The sequence below is a fragment of the Paenibacillus sp. 19GGS1-52 genome (assembly GCF_022369515.1).
Classification (GTDB): Bacteria; Bacillota; Bacilli; order Paenibacillales; family Paenibacillaceae; genus Paenibacillus_AQ.
Window position 1 is genome coordinate 1694642 of the sequence record NZ_CP059724.1, and the last position, 21110, is coordinate 1715751.

Annotated in this window: 12 protein-coding genes, 6 tRNA genes and 2 rRNA genes; 18 read left to right on the forward strand and 2 right to left on the reverse strand. The window is 47.8% G+C overall.

Annotation, left to right across the window (positions count from 1 at the left end; translation table 11 throughout):
* Positions 1–291 precede the first annotated feature (291 nt).
* The 8 genes from H1230_RS07950 to H1230_RS07985 all read left to right on the forward strand — a co-directional run bounded on the left by H1230_RS07950 (position 292) and on the right by H1230_RS07985 (position 4398).
* Positions 292–3222 (forward strand): 23S ribosomal RNA (locus H1230_RS07950).
* A gap of 199 nt (positions 3223–3421) precedes the next feature.
* Positions 3422–3538, forward strand: a 5S ribosomal RNA gene (gene rrf / locus H1230_RS07955).
* Between the two features lie 177 nt (positions 3539–3715).
* Positions 3716–3790 (forward strand) — tRNA-Glu (locus H1230_RS07960).
* A 128-nt stretch (positions 3791–3918) separates the two neighbouring features.
* Positions 3919–3995 (forward strand) — tRNA-Met (locus tag H1230_RS07965).
* Positions 3996–3999: 4 nt separating this feature from the next.
* Positions 4000–4077, forward strand: a tRNA-Asp gene (locus H1230_RS07970).
* A gap of 57 nt (positions 4078–4134) precedes the next feature.
* A tRNA-Gly gene (locus H1230_RS07975) sits at positions 4135–4209 on the forward strand.
* 6 nt (positions 4210–4215) lie between these two features.
* Positions 4216–4292: transfer RNA gene (locus H1230_RS07980), tRNA-Arg, on the forward strand.
* Positions 4293–4319: 27 nt separating this feature from the next.
* Positions 4320–4398 (forward strand) — tRNA-Leu (locus H1230_RS07985).
* 199 nt (positions 4399–4597) lie between these two features.
* On the opposite strand, the gene fabV is transcribed toward H1230_RS07985, so the two are convergent.
* A complete protein-coding gene (gene fabV / locus H1230_RS07990; RefSeq protein ID WP_239714975.1) occupies positions 4598–5788 on the reverse strand; it encodes an enoyl-ACP reductase FabV in 1191 nt (396 codons plus the stop codon).
* Positions 5789–5934: 146 nt separating this feature from the next.
* Here fabV and H1230_RS07995 point away from each other — a divergent pair, with 146 nt between their 5' ends.
* The 4 genes from H1230_RS07995 (at position 5935) to H1230_RS08010 (ending at position 11078) form a co-directional block, all read left to right on the forward strand.
* Positions 5935–6909, forward strand: a complete 975-nt coding sequence (locus tag H1230_RS07995; RefSeq protein ID WP_239714976.1) for an ornithine cyclodeaminase family protein — start codon at positions 5935–5937, stop codon at positions 6907–6909.
* Between the two features lie 14 nt (positions 6910–6923).
* Positions 6924–8084: a dipeptidase gene (locus H1230_RS08000; protein WP_239714977.1), complete on the forward strand. Its 1161-nt coding sequence runs from the start codon at positions 6924–6926 to the stop codon at positions 8082–8084.
* An 11-nt stretch (positions 8085–8095) separates the two neighbouring features.
* Positions 8096–10243, forward strand: a complete 2148-nt coding sequence (locus H1230_RS08005) for a CocE/NonD family hydrolase (protein WP_239714978.1) — start codon at positions 8096–8098, stop codon at positions 10241–10243.
* A gap of 67 nt (positions 10244–10310) precedes the next feature.
* On the forward strand, positions 10311–11078 hold the full coding sequence (locus H1230_RS08010) for a BofC C-terminal domain-containing protein (protein ID WP_239714979.1): 768 nt from the start codon (positions 10311–10313) through the stop codon (positions 11076–11078).
* Between the two features lie 91 nt (positions 11079–11169).
* Here the strand turns inward: H1230_RS08010 and H1230_RS08015 are convergent, their stop codons facing one another.
* On the reverse strand, positions 11170–11316 hold the full coding sequence (locus H1230_RS08015) for a hypothetical protein (protein WP_239714980.1): 147 nt from the start codon (positions 11314–11316) through the stop codon (positions 11170–11172).
* Positions 11317–11684: 368 nt separating this feature from the next.
* On the opposite strand from H1230_RS08015, the gene ltrA reads away from it, so the two are divergent.
* From ltrA to H1230_RS08045, 6 genes are all read left to right on the forward strand, one after another.
* Positions 11685–12977 (forward strand): group II intron reverse transcriptase/maturase, encoded by a 1293-nt coding sequence (gene ltrA / locus H1230_RS08020; RefSeq protein WP_239714981.1) that lies wholly within the window; start codon positions 11685–11687, stop codon positions 12975–12977.
* 1082 nt (positions 12978–14059) lie between these two features.
* Positions 14060–14977 (forward strand): ABC transporter ATP-binding protein, encoded by a 918-nt coding sequence (locus tag H1230_RS08025; RefSeq protein ID WP_239714982.1) that lies wholly within the window; start codon positions 14060–14062, stop codon positions 14975–14977.
* 4 nt (positions 14978–14981) lie between these two features.
* A complete protein-coding gene (locus H1230_RS08030; protein WP_239714983.1) occupies positions 14982–16130 on the forward strand; it encodes an ABC transporter permease in 1149 nt (382 codons plus the stop codon).
* Positions 16131–17237, forward strand: a complete 1107-nt coding sequence (locus H1230_RS08035; RefSeq protein ID WP_239714984.1) for an ABC transporter permease — start codon at positions 16131–16133, stop codon at positions 17235–17237.
* Positions 17238–17334: 97 nt separating this feature from the next.
* Positions 17335–19941, forward strand: a complete 2607-nt coding sequence (locus H1230_RS08040; RefSeq protein ID WP_239714985.1) for a condensation domain-containing protein — start codon at positions 17335–17337, stop codon at positions 19939–19941.
* Positions 19934–21103, forward strand: a complete 1170-nt coding sequence (locus H1230_RS08045; RefSeq protein ID WP_239714986.1) for a condensation domain-containing protein — start codon at positions 19934–19936, stop codon at positions 21101–21103. The genes H1230_RS08040 and H1230_RS08045 overlap by 8 nt, the downstream gene beginning before the upstream one ends.
* Positions 21104–21110: the final 7 nt, after the last annotated feature.

Sequence of the window (21110 nt, forward strand, 5' to 3'; positions counted from 1 at the left end):
ATTTTGTTTTGTCTGTAAGGACGAACAAAAACTTTTGCCAGAATATTTCCCCCTCACAACCGTGATGTGGTTAAATAATCTGGACCTTGATCCTTGAAAACTGGATACCGAAACGAATTTGCGTTTTAGAACATTTTATCTGTCGCTTGTGTAAACGAGCGAAAGTGTATTATGGCTTAGCGAAGGTTTTCGATGGTGAAGCGACTTTTGGCTTTGAATGACCTGCGAACGGAGTGATCCGGTAGCAACATTCAAAACAAGATGAGTGAACAAGCGAAACACTGGAGCATTGGTTAAGCTAATAAGAGCACACGGAGGATGCCTAGGCGCCAGGAGCCGACGAAGGACGTGGCGAACAACGAAACTGCCTCGGGGAGCTGTAAGCAAGCTTTGATCCGGGGGTGTCCGAATGGGGAAACCCAGCTGTGGTAATGCACAGTTACTCATACCTGAATACATAGGGTATGTAGAGGCAGACCAGGGGAACTGAAACATCTAAGTACCCTGAGGAAGAGAAAACAATAGTGATTCCGTCAGTAGCGGCGAGCGAACGCGGAACAGCCTAAACCTAAGAGCTTGCTCTTAGGGGTTGTGGGACGTCTCACATGGAGTTACAAAGGAATATGGTAGGCGAAGAGGTCTGGAAAGGCCCGCGATAGAGGTAAAAGCCCTGTAGCCTAAACTGTGTTCTCTCCGAGACGGATCCCGAGTAGTGCGGGGCACGTGAAACCCCGTATGAATCCAGCAGGACCATCTGCTAAGGCTAAATACTACCTGGCGACCGATAGTGAAACAGTACCGTGAGGGAAAGGTGAAAAGCACCCCGGAAGGGGAGTGAAATAGAACCTGAAACCGTGTGCTTACAAAAAGTCAGAGCCCAATCTATGGGTGATGGCGTGCCTTTTGTAGAATGAACCGGCGAGTTACGTTTACCATGCAAGGTTAAGGTGAGAAGCCGGAGCCGCAGCGAAAGCGAGTCTGAATAGGGCGACTTGAGTATGGGGGCGTAGACCCGAAACCGTGTGATCTACCCCTGTCCAGGGTGAAGGTGCGGTAACACGCACTGGAGGCCCGAACCCACGCATGTTGAAAAATGCGGGGATGAGGTGGGGGTAGCGGAGAAATTCCAATCGAACTCGGAGATAGCTGGTTCTCCCCGAAATAGCTTTAGGGCTAGCCTCGGTATAAGAGTAGTGGAGGTAGAGCACTGATTGGGTGCGGGGCCCGCAAGGGTTACCAAGCTCAGTCAAACTCCGAATGCCATATACTTATTACCGGGAGTCAGACAGTGAGTGCTAAGATCCATTGTCGAAAGGGAAACAGCCCAGACCATCAGCTAAGGTCCCCAAGTGTGTGTTAAGTGGGAAAGGATGTGGAGTTGCACAGACAACCAGGATGTTGGCTTAGAAGCAGCCACCATTGAAAGAGTGCGTAATAGCTCACTGGTCGAGTGACTCTGCGCCGAAAATGTAACGGGGCTAAACACACCACCGAAGCTATGGCTAGATACATTGTATCTGGGGTAGGGGAGCGTTGTATATACGTTGAAGGTATACCGTGAGGAGTGCTGGAGCGTATACAAGTGAGAATGCCGGTATGAGTAACGAAAAGATCAGTGAGAATCTGATCCGCCGAAAGCCCAAGGTTTCCTGAGGAAGGCTCGTCCGCTCAGGGTAAGTCGGGACCTAAGGCGAGGCCGAAAGGCGTAGTCGAAGGACAACAGTTTGAAATTACTGTACCACCGTAATCCGCTATGAGCGATGGGGTGACGCAGGAGGGTAGTGACGCGGACTGATGGAAGTGTCCGTCTAAGCAGTGAGGCTGATGTGTAGGCAAATCCGCACATCGTTAAGGCTGGGCTGTGATGGGGAGCGAAAATTGTAGTAGCGAAGGTCATGATCTCACACTGCCAAGAAAAGCCTCTAGCCAGGAGAAGGTGCCCGTACCGCAAACCGACACAGGTAGGCGAGAAGAGAATTCTAAGGCGCGCGGAAGAACTCTCGTTAAGGAACTCGGCAAAATGACCTCGTAACTTCGGGAGAAGAGGTGCCTCGGTAGGGTGAATAGCCCGAGGGGGCCGCAGTGAAAAGGCCCAAGCGACTGTTTAGCAAAAACACAGGTCTGTGCGAAGCCGTAAGGCGAAGTATACGGGCTGACGCCTGCCCGGTGCTGGAAGGTTAAGGGGAGCGGTTAGGGGTTAAACCCGAAGCTGTGAACCGAAGCCCCAGTAAACGGCGGCCGTAACTATAACGGTCCTAAGGTAGCGAAATTCCTTGTCAGGTAAATTCTGACCCGCACGAATGGCGTAACGACTTGGGCGCTGTCTCAACGAGAGATCCGGTGAAATTTTAATACCTGTGAAGATGCAGGTTACCCGCGACAAGACGGAAAGACCCCATGGAGCTTTACTGCAGCTTGATATTGAATTTGGGTACGATCTGTACAGGATAGGTGGGAGCCTGAGAAGCAGGAGCGCAAGCTTCTGCAGAGGCGACGTTGGGATACCACCCTGATCGTATCTAGGTTCTAACCTAGTGCCCTTATCGGGTACGGGGACCGTGTCAGGCGGGCAGTTTGACTGGGGCGGTCGCCTCCTAAAGAGTAACGGAGGCGTTCCAAGGTTCCCTCAGAATGGTTGGAAATCATTCGCAGAGTGCAAAGGCATAAGGGAGCTTGACTGCGAGACCTACAAGTCGAGCAGGGACGAAAGTCGGACTTAGTGATCCGGTGGTACCGCATGGAAGGGCCATCGCTCAACGGATAAAAGCTACCCTGGGGATAACAGGCTTATCTCCCCCAAGAGTCCACATCGACGGGGAGGTTTGGCACCTCGATGTCGGCTCATCGCATCCTGGGGCTGAAGTAGGTCCCAAGGGTTGGGCTGTTCGCCCATTAAAGCGGTACGCGAGCTGGGTTCAGAACGTCGTGAGACAGTTCGGTCCCTATCTGTCGTGGGCGCAGGAAATTTGAGAGGAGCTGTCCTTAGTACGAGAGGACCGGGATGGACGTACCGCTGGTGCATCAGTTGTTCCGCCAGGAGCATGGCTGAGTAGCTACGTACGGACGGGATAAGCGCTGAAAGCATCTAAGCGTGAAGCCCCCCTCGAGATGAGATTTCCCAATTAGTAAGACCCCTTGAAGACGACGAGGTAGATAGGTTGGAGGTGGAAGTGCAGCAATGCATGGAGCTGACCAATACTAATCGGTCGAGGGCTTATCCACAAACAAGCAAGAAACGCAGATTCGATTCGGATTCAGTTTTCAGGCGATTCAAGCCTGTATGAATTTTCTAGTGTTGGTTATTTTCCTGAAGAAATTCGGGGAGCTAAGCGAACGGAAAAAACCAATTGTTTTGAAATTCATTCACACAGTTGTGATGAACCAAATTTCAAAACGCCAGCGCTTGTTACACAAGCGCATGTTTGGTGGCGATAGCGGAGGGGTTCCACGCGTACCCATCCCGAACACGACCGTTAAGCCCTCCAGCGCCGATGGTACTTGGACCGAAGGGTCCTGGGAGAGTAGGACGTTGCCAAGCAAAATGAGATCACTGTCGAATTATCGATAGTGATCTTTATTTTTTTGCCGTCAACTACGTTTTCTCATTATTTGAATGGTTTAACTATCGAAAGAGAAAATATTAAGGGAAAATAATTGCTATTTTTATTGGATTTTGGTATGATAATTTTTGTGTCAAAAGATTTATTTGTCCAATGGCCCGTTGGTCAAGGGGTTAAGACACCTCCCTTTCACGGAGGTAACATGGGTTCGAATCCCATACGGGTCACCATTATTCGTAGTCTATAGTTGATTTTGAATAATAGTAATTGCAACGTCCAGTAATTTGTGTTATAATCATTTAGTTGCTTCTTTTATGGAAACCTTAAATATCAAAGTAACTGAATTATTTATTAATGACGCGGGGTGGAGCAGCCCGGTAGCTCGTCGGGCTCATAACCCGAAGGCCGCAGGTTCAAATCCTGCCCCCGCAACCAATGTGGAACCGTGGTGTAGTTGGCCTAACATGCCTGCCTGTCACGCAGGAGATCGCGGGTTCGAATCCCGTCGGTTCCGCCATTATTGTTATCTATGGTCTTTTAACTTAGTAATTCAATGTATCGTTACATACCGTATGCGGACGTGGCTCAGCGGTAGAGCATCGCCTTGCCAAGGCGAGGGTCGCGGGTTCGATTCCCGTCGTCCGCTCCATTATATGCGCCCTTAGCTCAGCTGGATAGAGCGTTTGACTACGAATCAAAAGGCCGGGGATTCGAATTCCTCAGGGCGCACCATTTTAAGAATTGGATTTTTCTTGTTTTGCCGGCGTGGCGGAATGGCAGACGCGCTCGACTCAAAATCGAGTGGGAGACCGTGGAGGTTCGAGTCCTCTCGCCGGTATAATTAAAAGGTAGATATGGATTGCTTAAGCAATCTATATCTACCTTTTTTCATTGTATTACGAAGGGTAATATTGAAGATCGAAGTGATCCTTTTAAACTAAGGATAGTATTTCTTACAGTTAAACAATACATAAAGAATCCACCCGCAATCTTGGGGTGGATTCTTGGATAATATTGTCTACAGGAGAAAAGTTCGTTTAAACCAAATTTAAAATGTCTACCGCAGGTTCAGCGTCTGCTTCATAATCTACGCCGTCCGCATGGAAGCCGAATAGTTGGAAGAAGTCCTGCCGATAGCCTATGAGATCCGATAGAGTAGAGGCGTTGTCAGTATTCAGTTCATCCCAACGCTGCATGACTTCAGTCTGAACATCCTCGCGCATTTCCCAATCATCAATACGGATCAGGCAGCTTCCGTCAACTCCAGCTCCGTCTTCACTATATAAATGTTCGGAGAATAGACGGTACATTTGTTCAATACAGTTCTCATGTAATCCTTTTTCCTTCATGACTTTATAAAGTGCGGAAATATAAAGCGGCACCACAGGGATAGCTGAGCTTGATTGTGTTACAAGGGCCTTATTAACGGATACAAAAGCGCGTCCACCTGTGGGCTGAAGCAGGTTATTTAGCTTGATCGCTGTCTGTTCAAGATCATTTTTCGCTTGGCCAATGGTTCCATCCCGATAGATTGGGTGAGTAATCTCTGGTCCTATGTAAGAATAGGCTACTGTTGTAGCATCTTTGGCAAGGGCACCCGCTGCTGAAAGCTCCTGCATCCACATGCCCCAGTCTTCTCCACCCATAACGGCAATCGTCTGGCGTACTTCTTCATCCGTTGCAGGCTCAATACTAGTGAGGGATACTTCTCCACTATGGAAATTCAATGTTTTATTCGTATAGGCAGCCCCAACGGGCTTGATCACCGAAGAAAAAGTTTCGCCTGTAACAGGGTGAGTGCGTCGTGGGGAGGCTACACTATAAATAACTAAATCAACTGTACCCAATTCCGCCTTTATTAAATCTATGGTTTTGGATTTGATATCAGCTGAGAAAGCATCGCCGACAATGCTAAATGATTTCAGTCCCTGTTGCGCAGCTTGCTGTTCAAATGCTGCTGAATTGTACCAGCCGGCAGTTGCTGTGCGTTGACCTTCTGCTGCTCGATCAAAGAAAACTCCGATGGTATTCGCGCCTGCACCAAAAGCAGCGGCAATCCGCGAGGCGAGTCCGTATCCGGTAGAAGCGCCGATCACGAGTACATTGGTTGGACCCTTGAATTTTTTTTGAGCTTTTACAAATTCTATTTGCTTCTCTATTTGCTTGGCGCATCCCGCAGGGTGGGCTGTTGTGCAAATAAATCCACGTGTTTTTGGCTGGATAATCATCAAGGAAATCCCCTTTATTATATATTAAGCAAATTTTTCGCTACTACAAAGTATAGCAAACATTAGCACAGAAAAGTAATAGAGAAGATCTTATAATATGCTGGAATGTAAAACTTGCGTTATGATAAAAGAAAGGGGGTTATCTGATGCTAGTGATCGGTCAAAGCGAAGTGGTAGAGTTGTTATCTATGAAATCCTGTATAGATGTTATGGAATCCGTATTGACTGATCTTTCTGCGGGACAGGCTGTGCAGAGTTTGAGACAGGTTCTCCCCTTGCAAGAAGGGAATCTCTTGGGTCTAATGCCGGGTTATTTGCCGCGGGAAGCAGTCGCTGGAGCGAAGATTATCAGTATTTTTCCGCACAATCATCGTGCTGGTCTACCCTCACATCAAGGTGCAGTGGCCTTATTCGATTCGGTGACAGGTGTTCTCAAGGCGTTGGTGGATGGACAAAAAATTACAGCGATCCGCACGGCGGCAGTGAGTGCAGCTGCAACCCGGGCTCTCGCAAGAGAAGACGCGTCTACTTTAGCCATTCTGGGTACCGGTGAACAAGCAAAAAGCCATCTGAAGGCAATGCTTCTGGTTCGGCCCATTCGGCGCGTAGAGGTCTGGGGTCCAACAGTAGCTAAGACACAGCAGTTTCAGGCGGAGATGAGCCAAAAAAATGATGTGGAAATTGTCGTTGCTGAATCGGCTCAAGAGGCTGTGAAGGATGCGGATATTATCTGTACGGTCACGGCTTCAGCCAAGCCTGTTCTGAGTGGAGCATGGGTTAAGCCGGGCGTACACATCAATGCAGTAGGCGCCTGCAGGCCAGATGACCGAGAACTGGATAGCGCTTTAGTTAAACAGTCCAGGCTGTATGTGGACCGACTGGAGTCCGCTCATCATGAATCCGGAGATTATCTCATCCCGCTGCGGGAAGGCACTATAGAGCCAAGTCATATTATTGGAGAGATCGGTGAATGCTTCAGCGGTAAGATTAATGGCAGGGGAACACTTACGGAAATTACGCTATTTAAAGCGTTGGGCTTGGCAATTGAAGATTTGGCTGCTGCCCAGTTCATATATAATGAAGCTATCCGGTTACATAAAGGTATTGAAATTGCATTCTAAGGAGCGACGACTTCATGAGCGTACAAGCAGGGTTATATGATTTCAATTTAACATTGGCAGAAGAAGAACGGGCTGTGCGCCTGCATGACACAAATATCAACATTGATCTGTTGTTCCAAGGACCATTATCGCCTACTGCTATTCCGGACTCTGTCTCCGCCAAGATTAAGGAGTTGTGTGAGCCTTATAAGGACGACCCGATGTTGTATAACAGCCTTCCCAGTCAATGGGTAACCAAGCTGTCAGCCAGCGGAGATATTCCACAGTATAAAGAGGAGTGGTATAAGTCGGGAATTACGGCAGGCAACCGGGAGTTGAATCTAAGTGATCCGAATAGCATGATTTCCAGTATGGGGGAAGTACAGCTGCAGTTCGACTCGGCGGATTGGTTAGTTAAAGCTTTAACGGCAGAGGATATCCGGGCGGCCAAACGGGATGGTAAAAAGGCGGGTATTGTTACGGCCCAAGAAACAGATGGTCTAGGCAGAAACCTGGAGCAGCTGGATGGTTTGTACCATTTTGGACTGCGAATTCTGCAGTTAACGTATAACAATCAGAATCTGATTGGGTCTGGTTGTGCGGAGCCAGCGAACGGCGGTCTTTCGAAATACGGAATTAAGTTTATTGAACGTTTAAATAAGCTGGGCATTATTGTGGATACGGGACATTGTGGCAAACAGACGACCTTGGATGCTTGTAAATATTCGCAAACTCCAGTGATTGCTTCACACACAGGGGTGGAGGCCATTTTTCCACATATGCGCTGTAAAAGTGATGAGGAAATGATCGCTATTGCTAATACGGGTGGGGTGATCGGGATTTTTGCCATGCCGTGGTTTGTGCATGAAGACCCTAATCACACGACAATCGATCATGTGCTGGACCATATGGAATATGTAATCCGGCTTGTAGGTGTTGAGCATGTCGGAATCGGTACGGATTGGCCGATGAGTGATGTGATGTGGGCCTTGGTGTATTTTAAAGAGCATATCGCGCCGAAGCTGGGCTTTGCCAAAGGAGACGGACCTTCCACGGAAACAGTCGCGGGTCTGGAGAAATATAGTTATTTTATTAACTTCACCAGAGGGTTAGTTGCGCGGGGTTATTGTGATGAGGATATAGCGAAGATCATGGGCGGCAACTGGCTGCGTGTATTTGCACAAATTTGCGGATAGGGGATTAACAGATGACAGCATATTTATATACAACTACTTTTAACTTCTATTGCTCGGGTGTGTACAGCGGGAAGATATATTTTGCGGAAAAAGAGATCAAACTTGCGAAGGTGGATCTTCGCAGACGTACCCAAATGCAGGAAAATGTGTTGGACAAGCAGGGTAAATACGTACTTCCTTTGCAAAAAATTCACGAACAAATGGAGATCTATGCACAGGCTGATTGGACACCAGATGAGGTCGTGTTGAACAACGGTGATGTCTATCAAAAGCATATCCAATATACTGCTGTCATTGCCGGTGTAGAAAGGACTTCGCAGGTATGGGCGCTGCGGAAGGGGACTGCGTTGGATATTGTGACGCTGGATGGAGAAATCATCGCTTTTCTGACCCCGAACCGGTATGGTATTGAACTGATTGTTAAAGAAGGCTATGAGCAGTTAACTCCGCTCGTTGTCTATGATGAACCCTTATTGTCCAAGGCCGAATATGGTGTGAATGATCTGGGCACCTTTATAATTCCAATGCGGGACGGGGTTAAGCTGGCTACGGATGTCTTTCTTCCCGAGGGCATTCAGCCCGGAAGCAAGCTGCCCACGATTCTCGTAAGAACTTGTTATGACCGGAACGGTAAAAAAGAGATTTTTATGCGCTGGGCGAACAAAGGGTATGCGGTGGTGTCGCAGGATGTCCGAGGCCGAGCGGATTCGGAAGGGGAGCTGGTCCCTTTTTACAATGAACGGGATGATGGCTATGATTCTATTGATTGGATTATTGCTCAGGAATGGTCTGATGGCAATGTTGGTATGTGGGGAGCATCCTATCTGGGGTATGTCGTAGTCGCGGCTGCAACCAGTGGCCATCCCAATCTCAAAGCAGTTGTGGATGAAGTGAATGTCGGCTCTCCGTTTGTGGATACTGTGCGCAAAGGCGGGACGCTGTGCTCCTGGCCGCTGTTAAGCTGGACACTCGCGCAGTCTGTGGGAACACGGACGGATTTTGATATTTTTGCGGGGATAACGGTGAGCCCAGAAGAAGCTGTGGATGCAAGACCTATTAAAGAGATTCCTCAGCAAATGATCGGCAAGGCATCAGGTCCGTGGGATCTGTGGAGTCAGCATCCGGAGTATGATGATTTCTGGCGGAATTGTACCTTCACGGAGCGCGGAGATCAGGTGCAGGTTCCGATGTATGTAATTTCTGGCTGGTATGACGGGGATAGCGCCGGTGTATCGGAGACTTGGAGGATGCTGACGGAGCATGATGTCCCTAATCGAAAAATCCGCCTAGGTGCCTGGGAACACGGACCGAACCGGTCCAGAGAGCTTAATGGGGTGAACTTCGGCAATGATGCAGTCGTTTATGATTATGATGTATCTGTACTCCGCTGGTTTGACCACTTCCTCAAAGGTATTCCAAATGGGATCGATCAGGAGCCGAGAGCTTCTTACTATGTCGTTGGCGAGAACAAATGGAGAACATCGGACGATTGGACGCCAGCTGAAGCGAAAATAACTTCCTTCTACTTGTCTAGCGGGGGGCGGGCGAATTCCAGCCAAGGAGACGGGCAATTGCTGTCAGCACCAGCGGAGGTTTCTCCTGAGGATATGTTTATGTATGATCCGCATGAGCCTATGGATGACAGTGGGGAACGGGAACCGGAGAATCTGCGGAAATATGAGCTGCGGAATGACATTCTGGTCTATACCAGTGAGGTCTTGGTGGATGATTTAACGGTAGCCGGTGAGTTGTCTGCAGTAATCTATGCCGCGAGTACGGGCTTGGATACGGACTGGGTGGTGTCACTTAGTGATGTGAATGAGCAAGGCGATTCCATACGGCTGTCTAATTATATAGTTCGAGCCAAATATAGACATGGCTTGGATCATCCAGAATTGCTGACCCCGGGCCAAGTGGAGAAATATGATATTTTTATGCCAAATATTGCTCATAGATTTGTGGCAGGACACCGGATTCGCTTCTCGGTAACCTCTTCCAGCAAATTTGTGGCCTTCCCGAATACGAATACTGGTGAGAATCCTTACGAAGATTCAGCGGCGATCACGGTTCAGCAGACACTGTATCATAATAGCGAATATCCGAGTCATGTGTTGCTGCCGGTAATTCCTCATTTTTTTCATGCTGAATCTGTCTTTTAATAAATTAAACGCATAAATGATCCCTTCACAGGTCACAATAGGAAAAAAGCAGAATGAAGGGATCAACGTGAATGCATTTCGCTTAAAAAAACAACTGTGGCGGCGCTGGAGACGTTGGAAAAAGGCGCTTTGGGTGGGGGCTGCCTGTATCGCTTTGACTTTGCTGGCTTGGCGCAGCATGCAGTTGCCCGTGGAAATCAGTGAATTGCTGACGGATTCAACCGCAACAGTGGAGGATACCTTTAATAGCTTGCGTACCTCAACGCAGAATACAGATAAGAATGGGAATGAACCGGCAGCGGCCGTTTTTAAAGTGGGAGAGAATACTGAGGATGAAGAAACTGCCACTTTAACGCATGAACAATTGCTGCAAGAAATCACTACAAGCGAAATAAGCAGAACAGTCCATTTGAAAACGACCTTTGTATCTGGCGAGGAGATTCAGACCTTAGCGGGGGAGAAGAATCCGGTTCAGCTTGAGAAGCTGATCAATGAGCGTCCTGATTGGAACGGCTGGATTAGTGCTGAGGGAGATTTGTGGCTGGAGCAAAGAGTAAATGATCTGTCGCCCTTAATGAAACGGGAAGCCTATATTGGTGTGGATGAGTATGGAAATCTGACCTTGTTCAAGGGGCCACCGGTGCAAGAGAAGGTGCTGAAGACCTTTTTTCAAATGGATATGGGTTCGATGAAATCCGCCCTGCCTGAGAACATCTGGAAGCAGCTTCACGAGGGTATCCGTGTACAGGATATCGAGGAGTACAACAGTGTATTGTCCACTTTCAGCGATTATGCGCGGGATACGGCGGAGCAGGTTATGCAGAGTAAGGAATGAGACTGTAGGTCTGATCCGCTGTTGTAAGTGAGAAGGGGGTGTCCCAGCTTGGGACACCCCTTGTTTTTGGAGGCGTGCCCAGAGGCACGCATTATCTAGTTGGTGCAAATCCAACCAAGAGAGGGGCCAAGCCACTCTTGTAGCTAGGATGCTTGCGCATGGCGAAATCTGTGTGTAAAAGCGCATCGACAAAAGTACCGGTCAGAGACCGGGCAAGCAACAATCCAGGCCGCAACATGAAGTGAATCCTGCCGCGTCGTCAAAAAGGCCCTGCGAAGGGGAACAGAGGGTGCCGAGTCTCGCTTCAATGGACGAAGGCCAAGGAAACTGTACAGAACTTGGAGCAGCAGTGAAGAATCCTCCGGCGTAAAGGGAACGGCATGGCTTGAAAGATAATGCAGTGAACTGGGGAGACCCTCCCCCACACGGGATTTTTTTTTTTTTAGGAACCCGTAAAGAGGCGCTCTATAAGTCCAGAAGACGAAATGAACCGTCTGTGGGAAGGGAGTCCGAGGGGCTCATAGTACCAAGGAACCTAAGGACAACATAACCTTAGGGAGGGAAGGAGCCCTGCTTTGTTTATGCTTTTGGAGGAGGTACGAGTGAGTGAATGCCAAGAGGCTAACGACACCCAAGGAAAAAGTTCAAGAACTCCAAGAAAAGCTAGGTCATGCGGCCAAGGCGAACAAAAAGCGTAAATTCCATGCATTGTATGACAAGATCTATCGGTGGGATGTATTGTGCGAAGCGTGGAAACGAGTGAAAGCCAACAAGGGAGCTGCGGGAGTAGATGCCGTGACGCTAGCAGACATTGAGGAACAAGGAGAAATATGGTTTCTCAAGACATGTGAGCGAGAACTTAAAGAAGGTAACTACCATCCGCAACCCGTAAGGCGACACTATATCCCGAAGAAAGACGGAAAGCAAAGGCCATTAGGCATACCCACCGTACGGGATCGAGTCATACAGATGGCAACCAAACTAGTGATTGAACCCATCTTTGAAGCAGACTTTGGGGAAGTATCCTTCGGTTTTCGTCCGAAACGAAGTGCTAAAGGGGCGTTGGAACGTATTCGTAAAGCCTGCAACCGCAAAGGAAATTGGGTAGTCGACGTCGATATCCAAGGTTACTTCGACAACATTAATCAAGAGAAGCTTATGAAATTGGTGCAGATGCGTATCAATGACAGGAGGATACTGAAATTAATGAGGAAGTGGCTACAAGCGGGAGTTATGGAAGAAGGAACGGTAAGACGCTCGGATTTAGGGACTCCGCAAGGAGGCGTGATTTCACCGCTCCTTGCGAATATCTATCTAAATTACTTCGACCAATTATGGGAGAAACACGGAAAAGGAGTAGGTGAACTCACGAGGTATGCAGACGATTTTGTCGTGGTCTGTAAAACCAAAAAGGACGCGGAACATGCGTATGAACTCATATGCAGGATTATGGAACGTCTGGAGTTAACCCTACACCCAACCAAAACTCGCATTGTAGGCTTATGGACAGGGGACGAAGGATTCGACTTCTTAGGGATGCATCACCGAAAAACCAAAGCAGAAACTTCTCAAGGGAAGGTGTACTATACCACACAGCAGTGGCTAACGAAGAAGGCAGAGGAACGTATTCGAGGCGTGGTCAAAGAAAGATTGGCCTCCCCAAGCATGCGCTCGAAATCGTTCGTGGAACAGGTAGAATGGCTCAATCCAAAGATTCAAGGGTGGAGAAATTATTACTACACGAACTACAGCCAAAAGAGATTAGCCAAGTTGGATTGGTATATTTTGCAGCGATTAACCCGTTGGTACGCCAAGAAAAGACAACGTAGAAGATGGATGGGGTCACTGAAAGAGGTTAAGTACATTGCCATCCAGTATGGACTTAAAACGCTATTGTAAACTGCATGCCCATGAATGACGAACATCGGAAAGCCGTATGAGGGAAAACCTCACGTACGGTTTGATGAGGAGGGGCTGAATTTGTTCAGCCCTTTACTCTAGTCGGATAAACGATTGTGCTTGTGAGGACGCTTTGCAAACGGACCGTTGCTCCAATAACTGTTGTGTCCAGATTTTTTTTAATTCCCCTTAGAGGTGAAAATCGGTACATAGTACATGCTTTCGAAGCGAGCTTTCCTTCGGAAAGCTTTCGGGCGACCGTTACCGCTTTTCCGCAATCAGTCCGTCCTCTCCGCTAGTTTCAGCGGATAAATCATACTCGAAATCTCCATTGATTCTGGTGCTTCCTGCTTCGAGGGTTGCCAAAAGTGACGCTCGAAGTTGGCAGCTTTCATTTGCCAATAACCTGCTAAAGCAAGCTACTACGGATCAAAAACGAAAACGAGTCAGTCTCCATAAGCGGAGACTGGCTCGTTTTTTTTAGAAAGATAAGAATGTATAGGTATCACACGATAACTCATGCTTATATTTTTCGAAGAAAGGTGGGAAGCCTGAATAGTTGCAGTTCAACTTGGCGGACTGTAGATCCGCTATTTCCTTTTCGAGGGGGTGTGCGGAACAGGAAGCGGACTCAGAAGACGCTATTGTATCAAAAACAGGATCTTTTGGGAAGAAATTTAATCAATAGCGTCCCTAGAGTCCGCCAAACTCCTAAATCGCCTGATTTCGAGCAAATAGGGCTTTTCAGTCCGGACAGAAAAAATATCTTCGTTTGGATAGTTCTTTCTTTGTCTTTTATGGTTCTGAAAAGTGATCACGCTGACAGCAGCGGAAGGAACGGAACGATTGTGTAAAAGCGTAAGCGTTCGCCCGAGAGCAGCGATTGGAACATCGGTCCGTGCATGCAGCGATCACCCGGAGCATCAGCTAAGAATAATTGCTTATGGGGAATTCCAAGTGCACTCATTACTGTGTTGTTATGCAGTTATTACCTAAATTCCACCTGTTACGACATAAAAGGATATGCCTTTTTAGCGATGCTACACTGTGAAAGTAAGAAACATTATTTAGGAGGTTCAGCAATGCGAACAATATTCTCGGGAGAGGCTATTAATTTCAGCTATAACAAAAAGACCCCAGTTCTGGATGGGTTAACGATCTCCATCACAGACAAGCAGATTTATGGATTGCTCGGCCCGAACGGTGCAGGGAAGTCGACTTTAACCAAAGTCATGCTGGGCCTGGAGAGTCCGCAAAGCGGTAAGTTGCAATGGTTCAATGAATTCCCGAATCACAGCACCAAAAGCCGAATTGGCTATGTGCCTCAGGATCTGGCTCTGATCTATGATTTATCTGCTTATGAGAATGTCCAATTCTTCGGCAAGCTGTACAATCTGAAGGGCGAACGCTTGGTTAAGCAGGTCCGTTATGCTCTGGAGTTCGTTGGCCTATGGGAGGAAAGGAAGCAGAAGCCCAAGAAATTCTCGGGCGGCATGAAACGGCGCTTGAATATCGCCTGTGGTATCGTGCATAACCCGGATGTCATTATTCTGGATGAGCCGACGGTTGGGGTTGATCCTCAGTCGCGCAATCGGATATTGGATGCTATTCAGGAATTGAACCAGCTTGGTACAACGGTTGTCTACATCTCGCACTATATGGAGGAAGTGGAAAAGATCTGTACCCATGTCGGCATTATTGATGAAGGGAAGCTGCTGTGTGAGGGGAAGCTGAGCGATATTCTGGAGGAATATACGGATAAGGCCATTCTTAAATTGGATCTGCAACGAAAAAGTACGGCATATAGCAGTCATCTGGAGAATTATACCGTACTGTCGACAGACGAGAACAAGGTGGAGCTGGCGGTACCCAAAAATAATATGGACATTATCAGCGAGATTAAAGAAAGCTTTGGAGATGAAGTGAAGAGCTTTCAGTACGTCTCACCGAATCTGGAGCAAGTTTTTTTCAAATTAACCAAGAAGAATTTGAGGGATTAATGCCATGTGGACTATATATTTGACAAGTATGAAGCGAAAGCTTCAGAGTCCGGTCGTATTCGTCAATTACATTCTGCTGCCGCTGCTGCTGATTGTCATCCTCGGCAACGCCTTATCCACGATGTTCCAAGCGGATAATGGGCCTGCTACTCCGGCAAGCCTGACACAGACTCAAACGATTGTGGTCAATGACGACAGTGGTCAGCTCGGCAAGGACATTGTTTCTTTTCTAACCAGTAAGGACAATATGGCCATGTTTAAGGTAACCGTCGGAAAGGATGCGGAGCAAGCCAAACAAGCACTTGAGGCCGAAAAATACGATCAATTCATCTACCTCCCGAAGGGTTTGACAGACAGTGTCAAGCAGCATCAGGAGAGTCTGGTAACCATTTACGGCAAGGACAGCAATATTGATAAGGTCAATATTACAGCTTTGACACTCTCAGCCTATGGTGACGGGTATCAGGCGATGGAGGTATCGAGTGGAGATAAACAGCCGATTGTTTACAATCATGCCTACGCTAATCTGTTAACTGCGGCAAGCTCAGCAGATTCGCAAGGGGAAGCGAGCAATATCTCAGGTCTGAGTTATTACGGGGTCACTATGCTAGTCCTGATTCTGTTCTATGGCTTGGCGAATACGATGAACTTTATTCAGGAGGAGTACAACGAAGCGCTCGGTGACCGTTACCTGATCTCTCCTGTCTCCAAAATGTCACTCGTATTAAGCCAGTGGCTGACCGGATGCACAATCTCGATCATTCAGGGACTGGTCATCATCTTCTGCGCAAAGATATTTTTCAATGTATCCTACGGAGCCAGTAATCTGGTCGTTCTGTTCATCCTCATCGTCGGTGCGCTGTTCTTCAATGCGCTGGGATTGATTCTTGGAGTGATCGGCCGGAGCTTTAAACCGCTAGACAGTATTGTTTCGCTGCTGATTCCGGTCATGACCTTTGTCGGTGGTGGGTTCATTAAACTGAATTTTGGACCATTAACTAAAATCAGTGTGAATGAAGTGTTCCAGCGTCCGTTATTTGATTATATTCAGCAAGGCGTGATCCATTTGGCACCTATCTATAACGCGCTAATATTGTCCTTCGGCTTTGTGTTGATCTCCATCTTTTCGTTGACGCGAAAGGGGGCTAGGTAAATGAGGATTTTCGAATTATATCTCCGGCGTATTTTTAAAAGAAAGCTGACCTTCATCTTTATCCTGCTGCTGCCCATCCTATTTACTTTTATGGTGGTTTCGCAATATAACGATGCGACTAAGGTAACCCTGGCGCTGTATGTAGAAGACAAAGCTGTGGATACGTTCGTAACCTCCAATCTGGAGCAGCAGGGTGTCACGCTCATTCATGAGGGGAAAGCAGAGGATGTTGTCCATAACGATGCTAATCTTGGGATTGTCCTGACTGCAAGCGCTGAGGAGTTGTATGCCAATCCGGACGGATTTAAGGTTGACAGCTATGTCCAGGAGAGCAATTACAATTCACGAACGCTTGAGGTGAAGCTGAACAGCATCTTCTCGGCATTGAAGACACTGGCCAAGAATGCGCCTAATGCAGAGGTGTTTAAGACGAATATGCAGCATATGGTAGATTCCCCAGCACCGTTTAAGGTGCAGCAGAGCATTCTGGGAAACCCGAATGCGGTGGTGTTGACCAGTACATTTAATATGATCGTCTTCATCATGTTATTCCTCACGATGACGAATACGCTACTCTTTCTGGGTGACAAGGTGCATATGACAACAGCGCGTGTGCTGTTATCTGCCCGAAGCAAGCTGAGCTACTACCTGCAGACGGTAGGTGTATTCGCGGCCATTGGTGTCGGCCAGTTCCTGCTGATGATCTTACTTATGACGGCGATCTTCCAGATCGACCTGGAAATCTCGGCTGCCAAGCTGCTGCTGCTGGTGTTGGCGTATGGGCTGCTGAATATCATTGCAGCGGGAATTGGTCTGCTGCTGGTCAGCCGTACGACTAAGCAATCAACGGGTCGTCTGTTGGTAACTGTTGTCTCCTTGCCGCTTGCCATGCTGGGAGGTACCTTATGGCCCAGTTCGATTATGCCCGAAGGCATGCAGAAATTCGCGAGGATTCTGCCTACGCAATGGATAACAGAGCTGAATAATGAGATGTTCAGCGGATTTAGCGGCAGCAATGGGGCTATCACAACACACTTCATTAGTCTGCTAGCCGGTGCGGCGGTGATCTTCCTGCTGCTGACACGAGTAAAAACCGAGGATATCTAAACTCCAGGTGAATCTTCTGAAGGAGCTGCTCTGGAATGGCTTCTTCAGGGAGGCGATAGAAGGGTGGATTATGAAGGCGAAGGGAGGGTATTAGCCCATGGGAGAGCCTGAAAGTGGAATACGTTATTATGAGCTAACCCCTTTGCAGCAGAAAATTCTGTATGCAGAGAAGCATAAGAAAGATTACGGGATTTATTTCTCCGTCCACTACGCTGACAAATGGAACGCTGAGGAGGTCATGCGGAGCATTGCTCTAGTGATGAATGCGACCGAAGCTTTTCATAGCAGAATTGTCCGACAGGGAGCAAAGTACGTCTTCGCCGTAGACAGACAGCAACAAGAGTATAGAAGTCCTATACCACTTCGTGAGAAAAGGCTCCAGATTTTTGACGGAGGGTTGCTGGCTGGCTATTACGTTCATGAGGAAGAACAGCGGATCGAGTTTCTGATGCATCATCTTATTTTGGACGGTGATTCGCTGTATCTGTTTCTGGAGTATTTGGAAAAAGCATTGATTCACGCTGGACCGCTTACGCTAGTGGAGGAAAGCTATTTTCAGGAGAGAAGGTCTCCTGTGTTGCCCACCCGCAGTTCAACTGGCTATCTGGAGGAGATTAAACAATGGGTACGACCTGTCACAGCGACCCTTCAACTGGATAAACCTGTGTACGGTGCTGGCAGCCTGTCCGTTCAAGCCTATGACGCTGTTCAGTCTTTAGCCAGAAAGCTGAAGGTCACAAGGTTCGGAGTAGTCTTGCTAGCAGCGGCACTGCTGTCACACCAACAAGAATGCCTGATCGGAGTCGTTGTCTCTCGCAAGAATCATCGGGATCAAGCCGGGGTGATTGGGAATTTCACCGATCTCGTACCCTTACTTCTAAGGATAGATGAAAGTAAAAGCTACATGGATAACGCCATTATTGTCTTCAAAGCGCTCTTCGCAGCTATTGAACATTCGGCCAGTCTAACCTATGAGGAATATATGGATCTGCTCGGGGTGCAGGGATATGATTTCGTATTGTCCTATACCAAGATGATCGATATAGAGCGTAGATCGGCCGTATTCTCCCGCTTGGAGCTAGGTGAGTATTTGTACAAGTATAACAATCATCTCCAGTTCAATGAACATGAGGAGCAGATTGCTTGGGAGAGTTGCCATGACCAGCCTGCGATGCAGCAAATAATAGGCGAAAGCCTGGAAGAAAAGCTGCTGGAGCTGGATCACAGTGATCTGTTTAGGATAGTCGGCGCAGGCTTGAGAGATACGGAGCTCCGAAATGAATGTGCGGTGGCGGCGGTAATTGAACCACAAGCCAGAGAGAATAGGCCAGCGGGGAACTGGTTCCCTAATCTGGATGAGGATGAGAATTTATTCGATTCCTCCATCTCTTCGATGGAGATCGCTCACATGATTACGGATGTATACGAGAACCTTGGCGTACAGCTCAGTTATCAGGATATTTATGGTTCCGGTACCCTTCGTGAATTGAAGCAGTTGATTCTAGCCAAGGGGGGTTACGAGGCACCAGTCGAATCTATAAGAGAGCAGCAGCTTCAATACCAATGTCCTAATTTCATGAAAGTGATTTTTATTGATAGCTTCCGCTTTGTAGATTCCAATATGTACGATGTGAAATATGCCTACAGATTAACCGGTATAGCTAAGGAACGGCTGGAGTGGCTGAAGGAGTCCATTGAAGAGGTTATCCAGAATAACGATGCCTTCTGCACTGAATTTGTATATAAGAGCGGTGAAGTCACCGGAACCATCCAGCGGGGCAGACGAGCCACAATCGAAAGTATCACTGTGCATGATCTGGACTATCTGTATCAGTTAAAAGGAGAATTTTGTTTTCTGGGTGAACAGAAGCTGTGGGATATCCGCCTGATCCGCGTCCAGTCTACGGGTGAGACCTATCTCTATATGAATATGCATCATTTGCTGATTGATCATGTAGGAATTGGCATTTTGCTCAGCCAGATTGAAGACAGCTTCCATAAGCGGACAATAAGTTATGCGCAGTATGTGCAAATTGCCAGCAGCTATGAAACAGCCAAAATCGAAGCCCAGCAAGGTTGGCAGCAGCTTCTTCCTTACAATGTTTATCCGAATCAGGGTAGGCCTTGCCTAAGCAAGGGGTGCTATCATCTTCATGAGATTTCTTTTGCAGCAGTAGATGCGCCTTACCATGAAACGGAAAACTGGCTGCTCGCAGCGATTACGAACAGCCTGGCTCAGGTCTTCGGTGAGACACAGGGGTATATAGGCGCCGTATATCACGGCAGAGTTGTACCTAACGCCAGCAAAGTAATCCATTCATTGGCCAGAGTGCTGCCTATCTTCTTCGATACGTTGAATGAACAGGTTCTGGAGGAGAGTCTGCATACGGCACACAGGCATCAGGCAGTGTCGATTTATGATTTGAACGAGAAGGGATTTTCCTTGGAGTTTCCTAAAGTGGTCTTTCAGACACTGGCTGCCAGCAACAATGAAGGGACGTTGTTTGACCGGACAATAGAGTTCGAAGGAGTATCCAAATTTCAAATCATGTTTAATTTGCAAATGGACACTGATGGATGCCTTCTGAGTATGTACATCGACCATCAGATTTACAGCCAGTGTGAGGAAGAAGGGTTGGTTGAAGGGGTGAGAACGGCTGTGCACAAGCGCCAATACATAGGGGGTGAACCCTCGTATGCCTGAGCAAGTGCGGAAAGAATATCAGAAGGAAGTATGGGAGGACAGCAGCGAGCTGACACAGCTACAGCGTAAAATGTTCATCTGCAACAAGCTGCCGATTTACCGGCTGCCTTTATTGTATCCCTTAGAGCCTGCCATCAGCTATACAGCGCTAGAGACAGCACTTTTCGAGACGATCAAGGAACAAGCAGCGCTGCAGGTCAAATACTCTTACGAGCCTACACAGCGCAGATTCTATCAACAGTATGTTCCGCTGCAGCGGGAAGAGTTCAAGGTTGGACGTGAATATACGGATGAAGAACCCAGGCACTATATCGAGCGCAAGCAGGCGGGAATTGACCTGAGCAAGGATTATCCTTGGCGGCTGTGGTTTCTTGAAAGGTTGGACAGGCGATATCTCTATATAGAGTTCCATCATATTGCGATTGACGGGTTAGGTATCCGCTGCTTTGAGGAGGCACTCTTTAATCGGTTGTTAAACGGCATAAGCGGTCCGCCTGCAGATAAACCGTCCTTAACCACCTATCGGAAAATAAACGAATTGCAGCAGAGGGTGAACATCCCTAGTGGTTCTTCGCCGGAGCTGTTGAGGCTGCCAATGCTGCAGACCGAACCCGCTCCGGGCGTCGGGAGGCTGACGAAGCCACTGGATCAGCGAAGCCAAGCGGCTGTCGAGCGCACAGCGAAGAAGCTGGGCGTGACCAAAAATGCAGTTTACCAAGGAATTCTGGAAGAAGTGCTGAGCCACAGCTGTACTGGACAGGCTTATGGGACGATCGGAAATTGGCGGCTGAAATTAGGTAATTTTGACGAAGTAGGCTGCTATGTCCAAATCAATCCGAAGCTGTTAAGAGTGGAAAGCAATGTTGAAGAGCGAATCAGGCATATTTTTATGGATAATTTAAAAAGTCTGTTGAACCGCGAAGTCGTACCGGTCGTTCACGCTGAATATCCACTTATGTATTCCTATGAGGAGGATATGTTCCGGCACTTCCAGTACATTCCAGCAGACCGTTTATGCAAGTTCGAGCTTTATTTTAGAGTCTATTGTCATGATCATGAAACAGGGTTTGAAGTGGAATATAGCAGGGCTAAATACACGGATGAGCAAATGATCGAGATGACCAGGGAATTCCGGTTATTGATCGACAGCTTGGTCGAATAGGGGGGTT